The 14,311-nt window shown below is 65.8% G+C and carries 14 protein-coding genes; 9 read left to right on the top strand and 5 right to left on the bottom strand.

Features of this window, described 5'->3' with window-relative positions:
• Window positions 1-566: 566 nt before the first annotated feature.
• Complete coding sequence (locus AC13D8_RS17985) at window positions 567-1,787, bottom strand: multidrug effflux MFS transporter (protein ID WP_482969985.1); 1,221 nt, start codon at window positions 1,785-1,787, stop codon at window positions 567-569.
• A 202-nt stretch (window positions 1,788-1,989) separates the two neighbouring features.
• Between AC13D8_RS17985 and AC13D8_RS17980 the strand changes: the two genes are divergently transcribed.
• The 5 genes from AC13D8_RS17980 (at window position 1,990) to AC13D8_RS17960 (ending at window position 5,135) form a co-directional block, all read left to right on the top strand.
• Window positions 1,990-3,522: an acyl-CoA carboxylase subunit beta gene (locus AC13D8_RS17980; RefSeq protein WP_482969984.1), complete on the top strand. Its 1,533-nt coding sequence runs from the start codon at window positions 1,990-1,992 to the stop codon at window positions 3,520-3,522.
• A gap of 65 nt (window positions 3,523-3,587) precedes the next feature.
• Window positions 3,588-3,926, top strand: coding sequence for a hypothetical protein (locus AC13D8_RS17975; RefSeq protein ID WP_482969983.1), 339 nt, complete (start codon window positions 3,588-3,590; stop codon window positions 3,924-3,926).
• A 14-nt stretch (window positions 3,927-3,940) separates the two neighbouring features.
• On the top strand, window positions 3,941-4,324 hold the full coding sequence (locus AC13D8_RS17970; RefSeq protein ID WP_482969982.1) for a DUF6497 family protein: 384 nt from the start codon (window positions 3,941-3,943) through the stop codon (window positions 4,322-4,324).
• 223 nt (window positions 4,325-4,547) lie between these two features.
• A complete protein-coding gene (locus AC13D8_RS17965; protein WP_164989188.1) occupies window positions 4,548-4,685 on the top strand; it encodes a hypothetical protein in 138 nt (45 codons plus the stop codon).
• Window positions 4,686-4,775: 90 nt separating this feature from the next.
• The gene (locus AC13D8_RS17960; protein WP_482969981.1) at window positions 4,776-5,135 is read left to right on the top strand and encodes a hypothetical protein; all 360 of its coding nucleotides are present in this window, start codon (window positions 4,776-4,778) and stop codon (window positions 5,133-5,135) included.
• Between the two features lie 248 nt (window positions 5,136-5,383).
• Here AC13D8_RS17960 and AC13D8_RS17955 read toward each other — a convergent pair whose 3' ends face one another.
• Window positions 5,384-6,631, bottom strand: coding sequence for a DcaP family trimeric outer membrane transporter (locus AC13D8_RS17955; RefSeq protein WP_482969980.1), 1,248 nt, complete (start codon window positions 6,629-6,631; stop codon window positions 5,384-5,386).
• A gap of 253 nt (window positions 6,632-6,884) precedes the next feature.
• Here AC13D8_RS17955 and AC13D8_RS17950 point away from each other — a divergent pair, with 253 nt between their 5' ends.
• Entirely contained in the window at window positions 6,885-8,930 is a 2,046-nt protein-coding gene (locus tag AC13D8_RS17950; protein ID WP_482969979.1) for an acetyl-CoA carboxylase biotin carboxylase subunit, read from the top strand.
• A 4-nt stretch (window positions 8,931-8,934) separates the two neighbouring features.
• The gene (locus AC13D8_RS17945; protein ID WP_482969978.1) at window positions 8,935-9,453 is read left to right on the top strand and encodes a hypothetical protein; all 519 of its coding nucleotides are present in this window, start codon (window positions 8,935-8,937) and stop codon (window positions 9,451-9,453) included.
• A 14-nt stretch (window positions 9,454-9,467) separates the two neighbouring features.
• Here the strand turns inward: AC13D8_RS17945 and AC13D8_RS17940 are convergent, their stop codons facing one another.
• Window positions 9,468-9,917 carry a DUF4174 domain-containing protein gene (locus tag AC13D8_RS17940; protein ID WP_482969977.1) on the bottom strand — a complete coding sequence of 150 codons (450 nt, stop codon included), beginning with the start codon at window positions 9,915-9,917 and terminating at the stop codon, window positions 9,468-9,470.
• A 151-nt stretch (window positions 9,918-10,068) separates the two neighbouring features.
• Here AC13D8_RS17940 and AC13D8_RS17935 point away from each other — a divergent pair, with 151 nt between their 5' ends.
• Both AC13D8_RS17935 and scpA read left to right on the top strand, forming a co-directional pair.
• Window positions 10,069-11,007, top strand: coding sequence for a hypothetical protein (locus tag AC13D8_RS17935; protein WP_482969976.1), 939 nt, complete (start codon window positions 10,069-10,071; stop codon window positions 11,005-11,007).
• A complete protein-coding gene (scpA, locus tag AC13D8_RS17930) occupies window positions 10,979-13,108 on the top strand; it encodes a methylmalonyl-CoA mutase (RefSeq protein ID WP_482969975.1) in 2,130 nt (709 codons plus the stop codon). The genes AC13D8_RS17935 and scpA overlap by 29 nt, the downstream gene beginning before the upstream one ends.
• A gap of 27 nt (window positions 13,109-13,135) precedes the next feature.
• On the opposite strand, the gene AC13D8_RS17925 is transcribed toward scpA, so the two are convergent.
• Both AC13D8_RS17925 and AC13D8_RS17920 read right to left on the bottom strand, forming a co-directional pair.
• Window positions 13,136-13,507, bottom strand: coding sequence for a GFA family protein (locus tag AC13D8_RS17925; protein ID WP_482969974.1), 372 nt, complete (start codon window positions 13,505-13,507; stop codon window positions 13,136-13,138).
• Window positions 13,504-14,250, bottom strand: coding sequence for a rhomboid family intramembrane serine protease (locus AC13D8_RS17920; protein WP_482969973.1), 747 nt, complete (start codon window positions 14,248-14,250; stop codon window positions 13,504-13,506). Before AC13D8_RS17920 ends, AC13D8_RS17925 begins: the two co-directional genes overlap by 4 nt.
• Window positions 14,251-14,311 lie beyond the last annotated feature (61 nt).

The following is a 14,311-nucleotide window of genomic DNA, read 5'->3' as shown; positions in this document are numbered from 1 at the left end:
GTATGAAACCTGACTTGGGAGTTGTCCGGAGGTCTTGATGCCTCTCTATGATCCCGTCCTCATCGTGTTTCCTAGATAATATGGGAATTCGTCCCATAGCAATCTTTTTCTGCGTTTCTCTGCATGTTTTGGTGCCCTGTGTGCCCTCTCGGAATAATACTGTGTGCCAATATTCAGGTATTTTTCCCTCATCTAGGGCTTAATTATCAATATAACGCAATATATGCTATTCATCAAAACTTCCCATGATTTCCAAGAAAGTTGTGATTTGAGCTTGGAAAATGCTCGGAAACATCGCGATTCCTGAGGTTCAACCGGCCTGGGGCGTGGAACCTGATGCGAATCACGCGTGACTTGATTCGATTTTCCGGTCTGCGCTGGCCGCGGTCGTGTTCGCGCCAGATGTCGGCCCACGATTTCCCGTGGGGGCCGTGATGTGCCGGTGAGGTCGGACGGTGTGGGCGGCTGTGCTGTTTCGAATCGCCCGGGGTGGAGGTGGGGTTCGTGGGCCTTGGCCTGACGGTGGGTGGATCGCGCGGAGCGCCGTGATCGATCAGCCGCGCCTTCTAGCCTGCCAGCCCCAAACGCCGCTCGCGGCGCATGACCAGCCGGATGGTGACGACGCCCGCGACCCCGGTGGCGAACATCAGCCACAACAGCGGGAATGCCCCGCGTTCGGGCGTCAGCAGCAGCCCCGCCAGCGCCGAGAGCACGGCCCCCAGCCCGATCATCAGCGCGCCCGAAAGGCCGCTTGCCGTGCCGGCGAGGTCGGGCCGGATCGATAGCGCGCCGGCGGTGGCGTTGGGGATCACCATGCCGTTGCCAAGCCCCATGAACATCATCAGCCCGAAGAAGCTGAGCGGCGTGCCGAAGCCCGCGTAGAAGAGCGTGAGGTTGAGCCCGATGCCACCCGCGTTGGACAGTGTCCCCCACAGCACCATCCGGTTGACGCCGATCCGCGTGGAAAAGCGCCCAGAGGCGAAATTGCCGAGGAAATAGCCAACGGCGGGCGCCCCGAACAAAAGCCCCAGAAGCGAGGGCGACAGCCCGAACACCTGGTCGCCGACGAAGGGCGCACCGCCCAGATAGGCGAAGAACGACCCCGAACTGAGCCCCGCCGCCAGCGCGTAGCCCCAGAACCGGTAGGAGGTGAGAAGTGCAGGGTAGTCGCGGAACTGCTGTGCCAGAGTGCGCCCCGAGAGCGGCGCGGTCTCGCCCAGATCGTACCAGCACAGCCAGAACAGCCCGGCGCCCAGAACGAGGAGCGCCCAGAAATTCGCTTGCCAGCCGAACGCCTCGTCGAGCAGTCCGCCGAACGCCGGGCCGATCATCGGCACCACGGCCATGCCCATCGTCACATAGCCGATCATCGAGGCCGCGCGGTCCTGGGGCACCATGTCGCGCACGATGGCGCGCGACAGCACCATCGCCACGACGATGCTGGCCTGCACCATGCGAAAGGCAAGAAAGACCGTGACGGTCTGCGCGAGCAGGCAGCCGACCGTCGCGACGAGGAACAGCCCGACCCCCCACAGCACCACCGGGCGCCGCCCCCAGCGGTCCGAGACCGGGCCCATCAGCAATTGCAGCCCGGCATTCACCGCGAGATAGAGCGCCACCGATAGCTGGATCAGCCGATACTCGGTGTCAAAATACGCCACCATCCCGGGCAGGGACGGCAGGAAGATGTTGATCGCCAGCGCCGACAATCCCGCCATCAGGATCAGCGTGACGATATGTGGTGGAGTTGAGCGATCCAGAAACCGGACCTTGACCTCGGACTGCATGGCGGCACGCTAGGCGCATGAGGTGGAGATGTCCATTTGCATAGGGTGCAAAGCCGGGGTTGATTTGCTGATTTGCAGATATTCAAGAATTTGTTCGCAGCAATTTGCAAATTTGCGGGATTCCGTTTGGCCCCGTGGTCCCGACTGCGTATGGTGCGCGCCAACGACGGCCGGGGAGGCCCGATGAGGAAAGGGGACCGCCATGAAAGATATCCTTCAGGAACTCGAAACCCGCCGGGCCGATGCACGGCTCGGGGGCGGGCAGGTGCGCATCGACGCGCAGCACGGGCGCGGCAAGCTTACCGCGCGCGAGCGGATCGAGCTGCTGCTTGACGAGGGCAGCTTCGAGGAATTCGACATGTTCGTCGCGCATCGCTGCACCGATTTCGGGATGGAGAAGAACCGCCCCTACGGCGATGGCGTGGTCACCGGCTGGGGCACGATCAACGGTCGGCAGGTCTATGTCTTCAGCCAGGATTTCACCGTTCTGGGCGGCTCGGTCAGCGCCACCCATGCGCAGAAGATTTGCAAGATCATGGACATGGCCATGCAAAACGGCGCGCCCGTCATCGGCATCAACGATTCGGGCGGGGCGCGTATCCAGGAGGGGGTAGACAGTCTCGCGGGGTATGGCGAGGTGTTCCAGCGCAATATCGAGGCGTCGGGCGTGATCCCGCAGATCAGCGTCATCATGGGGCCCTGCGCGGGCGGCGCCGTCTATTCCCCCGCGATGACCGATTTCATCTTCATGGTGAAGGACAGCTCTTACATGTTCGTCACCGGCCCCGACGTGGTGCGCACCGTGACCAACGAGCAGGTGACGGCGGAGGAGCTGGGCGGCGCGCTCACCCATACGCGCAAGTCGAGCGTCGCCGACGGGGCCTTTGACAGCGATGTCGAGGCGCTTGCCGAGGTGCGGCGGCTGGTGGATTTCCTGCCGCTGAACAACCGCGAGAAACCGCCGGTGCGCCCGTTCTTTGACCAGCCGGGGCGTGTCGAGGCGAGCCTCGACACGCTGATCCCCGAGAACCCCAACATGCCCTATGACATGAAGGAGCTGATCCTGAAGATCTCGGACGAGGCGGATTTCTACGAGATCCAGGAGGAATTCGCCAAGAACATGATCACCGGATTCATCCGGCTGGAGGGGCAGACCGTGGGCGTGGTGGCCAACCAGCCGATGGTGCTGGCGGGGTGTCTTGATATCGACAGCAGCCGCAAGGCGGCGCGGTTCGTGCGGTTCTGTGACTGTTTCGAGATCCCGATCCTGACGCTGGTGGACGTGCCCGGCTTCCTGCCCGGCACCGGGCAGGAATATGGCGGGGTGATCAAGCATGGCGCCAAGCTGCTCTTTGCCTATGGCGAGGCGACGGTGCCCAAGGTCACGGTGATCACCCGCAAGGCCTATGGCGGGGCCTATGACGTGATGTCGTCAAAGCATCTGCGCGGCGATTTCAACTATGCCTGGCCGACGGCAGAGATCGCGGTGATGGGTGCCAAGGGCGCGACCGAGATCATCTACCGCGCCGATCTCAAGGACCCCGAGAAGATCGCGGCGCATACCGAGAGCTACGAGGACCGGTTCGCCAATCCGTTTGTCGCCGCCGAGCGCGGCTTTATCGACGAGGTGATCCAGCCGCGCAGCACGCGCATGCGCGTGAGCCGCGCGTTTGCATCCTTGCGCAACAAGAAGATCGCGCTGCCCTGGAAGAAGCACGACAACATCCCGTTGTAAGGTAATGGGGGCGCTGCCCCCGCCAGGGTATCCGAACCAAGAAGAAGCAAGGACAGACGCAGGACATGGCCCGCGACCGATGGCATCTGACCCACGAGGAGGACGGCGCGCTGACGCTGGCGCGGCGGTGGCCTGCGCGCTTCGATCTGGCGGTCGAGGGGCGGTTGCCAGAGGCATCGCGCGCCCGTGTCGCGCACCGGTTGCGGCAGGACATGTGGCGGGCGCTGCGGCACTTGCGCGGCTTTGCCCCCGTGGTGCGGGTGTGGCGCGTGCCTGGCGGCCTGCATGTGCGCGCGGGCGGCGCGGTGGCGGGCCGGTTCGCGCGGGCGCAAGCGGAGGCGCGGATCGCCGCGCTGTTCCAGGATCCGGCGCGCGTGGCGCGCTGGACGGGGGTGGGCGGATGAGGCCGCTGGCGGGCATGGCCGCGAGCGTACTGCTGGCGCAGGCCCCCGCAGCCGCAGCGCAGGAGGAGGCGCTGCGGCTGCCCTCGGGGCTGGAGGCGCGGCTCTTCGAGGTGGTGAGCAACCGGCCCTCTGGCGGCGGGCTGATCTATCGGTTCCGCTATGTCGCCGGTGGGTTCACGGCCGGGGCGGAGCGGTTCGATGCCATCTCCGGCGATCTTGTGTGGCTGTGCGAGACGCACGCGCTGCCCCGGATTTCGAATATCGGCCCGCAGCCCGGGCAGGTGGTTGTTTCGCTGGCCGACCGCGAGTCGGAATTCGGCGTCTACGACGAGACGGTCACGCAGGTCTTCGAGGCCTACCGGATCGAGAATGGCCGTTGTACATGGGAGATGTTCTGATGTCGTCGCGATATCGCTTAAGCAAATGGACCGGCCTTTGGCGGGGTGCGTCTTTGGGGACACATGCGCGTGGGATCGCGCATTCAATGTATTCAAATCGCTCGATTTCCGCTAGCGTTGTCCCAGGTTGCGCCCAAGCGACCTTTACCTCGCCAACGTGGCGGGTTTCGGCATTGTGCCCGAACGCGCCATCAACCGAAGACACGAGAGACAGGAGTATTACATGTCCAAGACCCTCAAGAGCGTTCTCGCCCTTGGCTTCGTTGCCGTCGTCGCCGCGTGCGCACAGCCGGCCGAGGAAGAATTCGTCGTGGTCGAGCCGGTCACGACCGAGCCGGAGCAGACCGGCAAGTACAAGTAAGCCCTTCGGGCTGACGGCGGGACGGGCGGTATCGTCCGTCCCGCCACACCTGCCAAACGTGCCGCACCTCTGCGTCTTTGGAGGTGCAACATGTTGAAACATCGCGGTTTTCCGGGACGTCTTGCAGGAACAGACTACCAGTTCACAATCAGGCGGGGCAACCCGCGCGGGATCACGCCGCTCATCGCGCGCGAGCGCTATCGTGACCGCAAGCCAATCGACAGGCGTGCCGATACCGAGTTCCTGCGCGCCATCTGGGAGCATTTCGGCGACCAGCCCTTTGAGCGGGGTAACCTCGATGCCGGACGGCTGAGCTGGCTGCTGGGGCGCGAAATCAAGCCCGCAGATGATCCGTTCGATCCGAAAAGTTACGAGGCGTTGCTGGTACTTGACCTGGGCGTTGCCCGGCAGAGCTTTCCCGAGGTGTTCGACGGTGGGGATGCGCCATGAGTCGGGCCGGGATCGGCGGAGTCTCGCGCAGCCGGGCCGGTTTCCGGCGGTCGCATGCCGAGTGCGGGGCGCGTGTGATGCGGGGCTTGGCCCGGGTCCCCGTCGCTGACAGTCTTTTTGGAGCCATGGATCGTCTTTCCCCGAGCGCGCCATTTCGGCGCTTGGTCCATGGTGTCCCCTCTTGCGGGCAGTCCGGTGCCAGTTCGGTCGCCGGGCTGCCCCTTTTTGCGGGTGCAGGTGTCCGTGGCTCAGAAGCTGAACTGAACCGAGGTTTGCAGGCGCGTGGCGTCCTCCGAGGCGCCGCTGACAAGCTCGCGCTCGACCCAGCTCAATTCTGCGCCGACGGTCATGCGATCGACCGGCTTGTAGAAGATCGACGCGTGCACCGTCTGGTGCTGGTCGCTGTCGGTGGGCGCGAACGTGTCCTCGACCGAGTAGAAGCCGTAAGACAGCCCCGCCGTCAGTTTCTCGGAGAAATCGTGCGACACCTGCGCGGTGGCGCCGTAGGACTCGATGGTGTTGAGCCGTCCGGTGGCATCGACGAACGCATCCTGCCCGGCGCCGTCGATGATGTACCGGCCCACGCCGTCGCCATAGGTGAACGAGCCGACGATCCGGCCGCCCGCCCAGAGCGGCGCGCCGCCGGCGATGTTGATGCCCCAGCCGGTATCGCTGTCGCCGCCCATCTGGCGCGGGGCTTCGAGGTCGCGCAGTACCAACGCCCCGCGCAGGAGGGTGTCATCCTGCTGCCACTTGGCCGCGAGCACGAGGTCGGGCGACTGGTCGAAATCCGAGTTGTTGCCCGAGAAGGCACCGCCGATGGTCTCGCCGATGGGCACGGTCGCACCGCCGACCACACCGCGACCGGAGAATTCGCCGTTCTCGAGCGCGACGGAGACATCGAGCCCCGCGCCCGCCGGGAAGGTGTAGCGAAGCTGCGCCTGCCGGATGAAGGGAATGCCCGACGGGCCCTGGAAATCGACCGTCGAGGGGTAGGCCTCGATCGGCATGAACGTGGTCCAGGTCTGGCCCGCGGTCCAGCCGTTCCAGCGACCATAGGCGTGGCGCAGGCGCGGGCTGTGCGAGTTGCTGAAGACTTCGTTGCCGCGGGTGCCGAAGAAGTCGATCTCGACGAAGGTGGTGAGCGGCCCCTTGTCGGTCTGGGTATCGGTGCGGAAGTTGAGGCGCGTCTGGCGCACATGGGCATCGAAGCCACCGCCATCGGGCGCGCCGATCGCGAGACCGGGGACGAAGGTGGTGTCGCCCTGTCCCTGGTCGAAATCGTAGATCAGGTCGAGCTTGGTGTAACCGCCGAAGGTGAGTGTCGTGCCCGCGGGCAGGTTGACGTGCCCGCGATCCTCGAGTTCGTTCACACGTTCGGTCAGCGCGCGCACCTGTTGCTTGAGTTCCGCGTCGCTCTCGGCGAAGGCGGGGGCGGCATGGATTGCCACCAGCAGCGCGGATGGCGCAAGGGCCATTGCGACGTGTCGTTTCATGGGGTGGTCTCCTCCCGGTTGTGGTGTCAGGCGGGCACGCTGCGCGCCCCGCAGGCCGCGTCGCACAGGCGGCCTGTCCCACAATGCCAAGCGGTTTGGTCACGCGCCCCTCACGTCAAGGTGATCTACGAAAATGTGTAAGCACCTGAAAAAAATTGATAATAAATCTTTCGTTACAAATTCGTTATCGGAATGTGACACTGTCTGCGCGCCCCGCCGCGCGGGCTGGAACCGCTAGAGGAAGGGACGAGGAATGTTCAAGAAAATCCTGATCGCGAACCGGGGAGAGATCGCCTGTCGGGTGATAAAGACCGCGCGCAAGATGGGGATCGCCACCGTCGCGATCCATTCCGATGCCGACGCGCAGGCGCTGCATGTGCAGATGGCCGACGAGGCGGTGCATATCGGTCCCTCGCCCGCCAACGAGAGCTATATCGTCATCGACAAGGTGATGGACGCGATTCGCAAGACCGGCGCCGAGGCGGTGCATCCGGGCTATGGCTTCCTGTCGGAAAACCCCAAGTTCGCCAAGGCGCTGGAGGCCGAGGGCGTGGCGTTTGTCGGCCCGCCGGTGCGCGCGATAGAGGCGATGGGCGACAAGATCACCTCCAAGAAGATCGCGCAGGAGGCGGAGGTGAGCACCGTGCCCGGCGTGATGGGCCTGATCGAGGACGCCGACGAGGCGGTGAAGATTTCCGGCGAGATCGGCTATCCGGTGATGATCAAGGCCAGCGCCGGAGGCGGCGGCAAGGGCATGCGCATCGCGTGGAATGACGAGGAGGCGCGCGAGGGCTTTCAAAGTTCGAAGAACGAGGCGGCCAGCAGTTTCGGCGACGACCGCATCTTTATCGAGAAGTTCGTCACCCAGCCGCGCCACATCGAGATACAGGTGCTGTGCGACGCTCATGGCAACGGCATCTACCTGGGCGAGCGCGAGTGCTCGATCCAGCGCCGGAACCAGAAGGTGATCGAGGAGGCGCCGAGCCCGTTCCTCGACGAAGAGACCCGCCGCGCGATGGGCGAGCAGGCGGTCGCATTGGCCCATGCCGTGGGCTATTCCAGCGCCGGGACGGTGGAGTTCATCGTCGACGGTGAACGCAATTTCTTTTTCCTCGAGATGAACACGCGCTTGCAGGTGGAGCATCCGGTGACCGAGCTTGTCACCGGCGTCGACCTCGTCGAGCAGATGATCCGCGTCGCGGCGGGCGAGAAGCTGTCGATCACGCAGGACGACGTGACGCTCAAGGGCTGGGCGATGGAGAGCCGCCTTTATGCCGAGGACCCCTATCGCGGCTTCCTGCCCTCGATCGGGCGGCTCACGCGCTATCGCCCGCCGCAGGAAATCGCCGCCGGGCCGCTTCTAGAGACGGGCAAGTGGCAGGGCGATGCCCCGAGCGGAGAGACCGCGGTGCGCAACGATACCGGCGTCTACGAGGGCGGCGAGATCAGCATGTATTACGACCCGATGATCGCCAAGCTATGCACATGGGCCCCCGACCGTGCGCAGGCGATCGAGGCGATGCGCGTGGCGCTCGACAGTTTCGAGGTCGAGGGGATCGGGCACAACCTGCCATTCCTCAGCGCGGTGATGGATCATGCGAAATTCGTCTCGGGCGACATCACCACCGCGTTTATCGCCGAGGAATATCCCGACGGCTTCGACGGGGTTGAGTTGCCCGAGGGTGTGCTGCGCCGGATCGCGGCGAGCACGGCGGCGATGCACCGGGTGGCGGAGATCCGGCGCACGCGCATCTCGGGGCGGATGGACAACCACGAGCGCCACGTCGGCGAGGACTGGGTGGTGAGCCTTCAGGGCGAGAGCTATCCGGTCACCGTCTCCGCGGACCGGGAGGGCGCGAGCGTGCGCTTCGACGATGGTGCCATCCTGCGCGTCACAAGCGACTGGACGCCCGGCGATCAACTCGCGCGGCTTGACGTGGACGGCAGCCCGCTGGTTCTCAAGGTGGGCAAGATCACGCAAGGCTTCCGCATCCGGAGCCGCGGGGCCGATCTCAAGGTCAATATCCGCACGCCGCGGCAGGCGGAACTGGCAGCGTTAATGCCCGAGAAACTTCCGCCTGATACGTCGCGGATGCTGCTCTGCCCGATGCCCGGCATGATCGTGAAGGTCCACGTGGCCGAGGGTGACGAGGTGCAGGAGGGGCAGGCGCTGTGCACCGTGGAGGCGATGAAGATGGAGAATATCCTGCGCGCCGAGCGCAAGGCCGTGGTTTCATGCGTCAACGCCGCGCCCGGCGACAGCCTCGCGGTGGACGAGGTCATCATGGAGTTCGAGTGAGGGGATGACCCGCGCCCCGCGCCATAATCCCGTCCCGGTGGCCTGTCTTGCCGCGCTGGTCATCCTCGCCGCCTGTCAGCGCGAGCAGGAGGCGGCGCAGCGGGTGTGGCTGGGGCAGTGGTTCGCGCTGGGCGAGACGCTGTCCTTCGAGGCAAGGCGGGACTGTGCCGTGGGGCTCTACTCTGTGGTGAACGCAGAGGTGAAATCGGCCCTGCCGGTTACCCGCGACGTGGCGCAGATGCGCCGCGAGATCGCGGGACGGGGGGCGGCGGCGCTCGATTTTCCGGGGCAGGCGGCGGATGCGGCGCTGGTGGCGATGGCCAACCACCACCGCGAAACCGGCATGGCGATGCGCCGTGCCGGGATCGAGGCGCGGGCCTGCATGGACGCGCGCAGCGAGAGCGTGTTTCGCCATGCGCTCGATGACGGAGAGACGGTATTGGCCTGGGACGGGGCGCGCCGCGCGCTCTTGCTGATGATGCCGGGCGAGGGGCTGCTCGTCGTGGCGATGGGGGAGGGCTGAGCGATGGCGCGCGCTCAGCTTCCCCCCGCCGTTCCCTCGCGCATCTCGCGCTGGCGCGCCGGCAGCTTGTCGATGGAGCGCACGATCTCTCGCACCTGCCACGGCGCGGGCTTGCGCAGGTATATCTCTCCGTCCTTGCCCACGAGCACGAGGTTGAAGCCGCGCGGCCGAAGCTTCTGCCGCCATTCCGAGCGCGCCGCGGGGTCGGTGTCGGTGATCACCACCACGTCGCGCACGGCGAGCGCGTCGATCCGGTCGGTGATGTATCCCATCTGCTCGGCATATCGCGGATCCGCGGGGGTGTCGGCAAACACCACGAGCGGTCGCTTGATCCAGAGCAATTCGTCCGGTGTGACCTCTTCGGCGGGGACGATCAGGGACGTGTCGGTCTCCGGCGCAGTGTCTTGTGCGTCGGCGGGGGCCGCTGCGAAGGCAAGCAAAACAAGGGCGAGTAACGGTTTCATGCGATCTCCTGTCCGGCAAGATATAGGCGGATCGCGCCGGATTGCGAAGCCCGTTTGGCCGCATTGGGAAAAAACGACGCGGTTAATCCCGCGCTCACGTGTTGGTGGCATCCTGCGACCGGACGCCGGGCAGCAAGGGACGCGCGCGATCATGGATATCATTCTTCACCTCGGAGCCCACCGCACCGCCACCACGAGCCTTCAACGCCATGCGCAGGCGCAGACAGCGGCGCTCGCCGCGCACGGGCTGGCGTTCTGGGGGCCGCCGGTCACCCGCGACGGGCTGCTGGCCGGGGTAATTCCGGCGCCGGGTGACCATTCCGACGCGGCGCGGGCCGCGCGCGCCCGGGGGCGGATTGCCCTGCGTGTCGCGCGGGCGTGCGAGGCGGGCGTAACGCGGCTCGTGGTCAGCGACGAGAACATGATCGGCGCGCCGCGCACCTGCCTGCGGCGTCACCGGCTCTATCCCGGGGCGGGCGAGCGCATGGCGCGCCTCGGCGATGCCTTCGGCGGGCGGATCACCCGCGCCGTGCTGTCGATCCGGGCGCAGGACGCGTGGTGGGCCTCGGTTCTGGCCTATGCGGTGGCGCGTGGCCACCGGCTGCCCTCGGCGGGGGATCTCGACCGGCTGGTGACGGGAGGTCGGCAATGGCGCGATGTCATCGCGGACGTGGCCTGCGCGCTGCCGGGTGTCGAGATCGTGATCCTGCCGCACGAGCAATTCGCTGATCGCCCTGCCGCGCGTCTGGCGCTGATGACGGGCGAGGCCGACACCGGACATGGGCACGAGGCCGCCGCATGGCTGGGCCGCGCGCCCGACCTGCCCGCGCTGCGCCGCGCCGTGGCGCGCCGGGGCGGCGATGCCGCGCGCCTGCCCGGTGGCATCGGGCGATGGTACCCGTTCGGTGCGGCGCAGGCCGCCGCACTGAAAGAGGCTTATGACGACGATCTGTTCTGGCTGCGCGCCGGGGCGGACGGGCTGGCACGACTGGCCGGGGAAACCGGACCGTTGAACGCGGAGATACAGCCGCGCGACGGTCATCCGACAAGAGGACAAGACGATGGCATCGAAGAAAGACACCTGGCGTGAACTGGCCGAGGCGGAACTGAAGGGCCGCCCGCTTGAAGACCTGACATGGCACACGCTCGAGGGGATTGCGGTCGAACCGCTCTACACCGAGGAGGATGTCGAGGGGCTGCCGCACATGGGCAGCATCCCCGGGCAGGCGCCCTTTACCCGCGGCGTCAAGGCGACGATGTATGCCGGCCGCCCCTGGACGATCCGGCAATATGCCGGGTTTTCCACGGCGGAGGAATCGAACGCCTTCTACCGGCGCAACCTGGCCGCCGGGCAGCAGGGGGTTTCGGTCGCCTTCGATCTCGCCACCCATCGCGGGTATGACAGCGACCATCCCCGTGTCGAGGGCGATGTGGGCAAGGCGGGCGTGGCCATCGACTCGGTCGAGGACATGAAGATCCTGTTCGACGGTATCCCGCTCGACAAGGTCAGCGTCAGCATGACGATGAACGGCGCGGTGATCCCGGTGCTGGCCAGTTTCATCGTCGCGGGCGAGGAGCAGGGGCACGACAAGGCGCTACTCTCGGGCACCATTCAGAACGATATTCTCAAAGAGTTCATGGTCCGCAACACCTATATCTACCCGCCTGCGCCCTCGATGCGGATCGTGTCGGACATCATCGGCTACACCGCCGAGCACATGCCGCGATTCAACTCGATCTCGATCTCGGGCTACCACATGCAGGAGGCGGGCGCGAACCTGGTGCAGGAGCTGGCCTACACGCTGGCTGATGGCCGTGAATACGTGAAGGCGGCGATCGAGGCGGGGATGGATGTGGACCGCTTTGCACCGCGGCTGTCGTTCTTCTTTGCCATCGGCATGAATTTCTTCATGGAGGCGGCCAAGCTTCGCGCTGCGCGCCTGCTGTGGCACCGGATCATGACTGAGTTCGGCGCGAAATCCGAGAAATCCAAGGTGCTGCGCACCCATTGCCAGACGTCCGGTGTCAGCTTGCAGGAGCAGGACCCTTATAACAACGTGGTGCGCACCGCCTATGAGGCGATGAGCGCGGTTCTGGGCGGCACGCAAAGCTTGCACACCAACGCGCTTGACGAGGCGATCGCGCTGCCCACGGATTTCAGCGCCCGGATCGCGCGCAATACGCAGTTGATCCTGCAGGAAGAGACCGGCGTGACCAACGTGGTCGACCCGCTGGCGGGCTCATACTACGTCGAAAAGCTGACACATGACCTCGCGGAAAAGGCGTGGGAGCTGATCGAGGAGGTCGAGGAGATGGGCGGCATGACCCGCGCGGTCGAGAGCGGTATGCCGAAGCTGCGCATCGAGGAGACGGCGGCCACGCGGCAGGCGATGATCGACCGGGGAGACGAGGTGATCGTCGGCGTCAACAAGTATCGCAAGGATAAAGAAGACCCGATCGACATTCTCGATGTCGACAACGTCAAGGTGCGCGACAGCCAGATCAAGGCGCTGGAACGCATCCGCGCCAGCCGCGACCAGGCGGCGTGCGATGCTGCACTCGATGAGCTCACTCGCCGCGCGGTCGAGGGCGGCAACCTGTTGGATGCGGCGGTCGAGGCCGCGCGCGCACGCGCCACTGTGGGGGAAATCAGCATGGCACTGGAAAAGGAATTCGGTCGGCACCGCGCCGAAGTACGGACGCTCGCGGGCGTCTATGGCGCGGCCTACGAGGGCGATGCGGGGTTCGCCGCGATCCAGCGCGATGTCGAGAAATTCGCCGAGGACGAGGGCCGGCGGCCGCGCATGCTGGTGGTCAAGATGGGACAGGACGGGCACGACCGCGGAGCCAAGGTGATCGCCACGGCGTTTGCCGATATCGGCTTTGACGTGGATGTGGGGCCGCTCTTCCAGACGCCGGACGAGGCGGCGCAGGATGCCATCGACAACGATGTGCATGTGGTCGGAATCTCTAGCCAGGCGGCGGGGCACAAGACGCTGGCGCCCAAGCTGATCGAGGCGCTGCGCGCGCGCGACGCGGGCGACATCATCGTGATCTGCGGCGGGGTCATCCCGCAGCAGGATTACGAGTTCCTGCAAAAGGCGGGGGTCAAGGCGATCTTTGGGCCCGGCACCAACATCCCCGACGCGGCGCGCGATATCCTCGATCTGATCCGCGCGGCGCGCGGCTGAGGCGGGGTGTCAGAGCGGGGATAAGGATCAGCGGTCGGAGGGGTGGTTGACGCCGTCCTCCCACGGGATGGGGTCGAACTCGCGCGGGTTTACCCCCTCGATCGCGCCGAGATTGACGCCGTATTCGTTCGGGTTCGACCGGCGCCGGTGATGGGTGTAGATGCCGCAGCGGCTACAGAACCAGTGCTGCGCCGTGCCGGTGCCCCATTGGTAGAGCGTCAGCGCCCCGGCGCCCTTCACGATCTCCAGATCGCCCAAGGCGACGCTGATCGTGGCCGGGCCGCGCCGGCGGCAAAAGCTGCAGTCGCAGCGATGCGCATCGCCGAGGCCCGGGTTGAGCGGGCGCAGGCGCAGCTCGACTGCGCCGCAATGGCAGGTGGCCTTGAGCGGGGCGGTCATCGGCGTCTTCCGACACGCGGTATGGGCGTGCGGCGAAAGCGGTAGCGTGTCCCGGGGTTGGGCGGCACTCCGTCATGGAGCGCCCAGAACCGCGGCCCGCCCAGCCGCAGGAACACCGGCAGTGTCAGGATTATACCAGCGACGAAGCCGCCGGCATGGGCCCAGTAGGCCACGCCGCCCATGTCCGGATCGCTGCCCAGCCCCGCGACCACCTGGATGGCGAACCACAGCAGCAGCACCAGCGCCGCCGGGATCGTGATGATGCGCACGAAGAAGATGATGATGATCAGGATATCGACCCGCGCGCGCGGAAACAGCAGCATGTAGCCCCCCATAACCCCCGCGATCGCCCCAGATGCGCCCACCGTCGGCACCATCGAGCCCGGTGCGCCCATTACCTGCGTGGCCCCCGCCGCCAATCCCGAGGCGAGGTAGAAGGCGAGGAAGGGCAGGTGGCCCATCCGGTCCTCGAGATTGTCGCCGAATATCCACAGGAACAGCATGTTGCCCGCGAGATGAATCAGCCCGCCGTGCAGGAACATCGAGGTGAACAGCCCCGCATACTCGCCCCGTGCCGTAACCAGGGCCGGGATCATCGCCCATTCGCGAAAGAACAGACTGAGCGCGCGCTCGTCCGAGAAGAGCTGCCAGTAGCTCAGGAACACGACCACGTTGAGCGCGATGAGCGCCCAGGTGACATAAGGGGTCGAGCCCGACGGGTTGTGATCGCGGATCGGGAACATGGGCGAAAGCTAGCGCGCTTTGCCCGGCTGGGAAAGCGGTGCGAAATCTTTTGAAGATTTC

Source organism: Roseovarius sp. B-10, from assembly GCF_056859295.1.
The sequence above is the reverse complement of the archived record's forward strand: the minus strand, read 5'-3'. Positions and strand labels throughout refer to the sequence as shown.

What these genes read in the sequence shown, in the direction of transcription:
- AC13D8_RS17945 (WP_482969978.1), top strand. Translation starts at nt 8,935, where the DNA reads ATGACCCGCGCCCCGCGCCATAATCCCGTCCCGGTGGCCTGTCTTGCC.
- AC13D8_RS17965 (WP_164989188.1), top strand. Translation starts at nt 4,548, where the DNA reads ATGTCCAAGACCCTCAAGAGCGTTCTCGCCCTTGGCTTCGTTGCCGTC.
- scpA (WP_482969975.1), top strand. Translation starts at nt 10,979, where the DNA reads ATGGCATCGAAGAAAGACACCTGGCGTGAACTGGCCGAGGCGGAACTG.
- AC13D8_RS17970 (WP_482969982.1), top strand. Translation starts at nt 3,941, where the DNA reads ATGGCCGCGAGCGTACTGCTGGCGCAGGCCCCCGCAGCCGCAGCGCAG.
- AC13D8_RS17955 (WP_482969980.1), bottom strand. Translation starts at nt 6,631, where the DNA reads ATGAAACGACACGTCGCAATGGCCCTTGCGCCATCCGCGCTGCTGGTG.
- AC13D8_RS17925 (WP_482969974.1), bottom strand. Translation starts at nt 13,507, where the DNA reads ATGACCGCCCCGCTCAAGGCCACCTGCCATTGCGGCGCAGTCGAGCTG.
- AC13D8_RS17920 (WP_482969973.1), bottom strand. Translation starts at nt 14,250, where the DNA reads ATGTTCCCGATCCGCGATCACAACCCGTCGGGCTCGACCCCTTATGTC.
- AC13D8_RS17985 (WP_482969985.1), bottom strand. Translation starts at nt 1,787, where the DNA reads ATGCAGTCCGAGGTCAAGGTCCGGTTTCTGGATCGCTCAACTCCACCA.
- AC13D8_RS17935 (WP_482969976.1), top strand. Translation starts at nt 10,069, where the DNA reads ATGGATATCATTCTTCACCTCGGAGCCCACCGCACCGCCACCACGAGC.
- AC13D8_RS17960 (WP_482969981.1), top strand. Translation starts at nt 4,776, where the DNA reads ATGTTGAAACATCGCGGTTTTCCGGGACGTCTTGCAGGAACAGACTAC.
- AC13D8_RS17980 (WP_482969984.1), top strand. Translation starts at nt 1,990, where the DNA reads ATGAAAGATATCCTTCAGGAACTCGAAACCCGCCGGGCCGATGCACGG.
- AC13D8_RS17950 (WP_482969979.1), top strand. Translation starts at nt 6,885, where the DNA reads ATGTTCAAGAAAATCCTGATCGCGAACCGGGGAGAGATCGCCTGTCGG.
- AC13D8_RS17975 (WP_482969983.1), top strand. Translation starts at nt 3,588, where the DNA reads ATGGCCCGCGACCGATGGCATCTGACCCACGAGGAGGACGGCGCGCTG.
- AC13D8_RS17940 (WP_482969977.1), bottom strand. Translation starts at nt 9,917, where the DNA reads ATGAAACCGTTACTCGCCCTTGTTTTGCTTGCCTTCGCAGCGGCCCCC.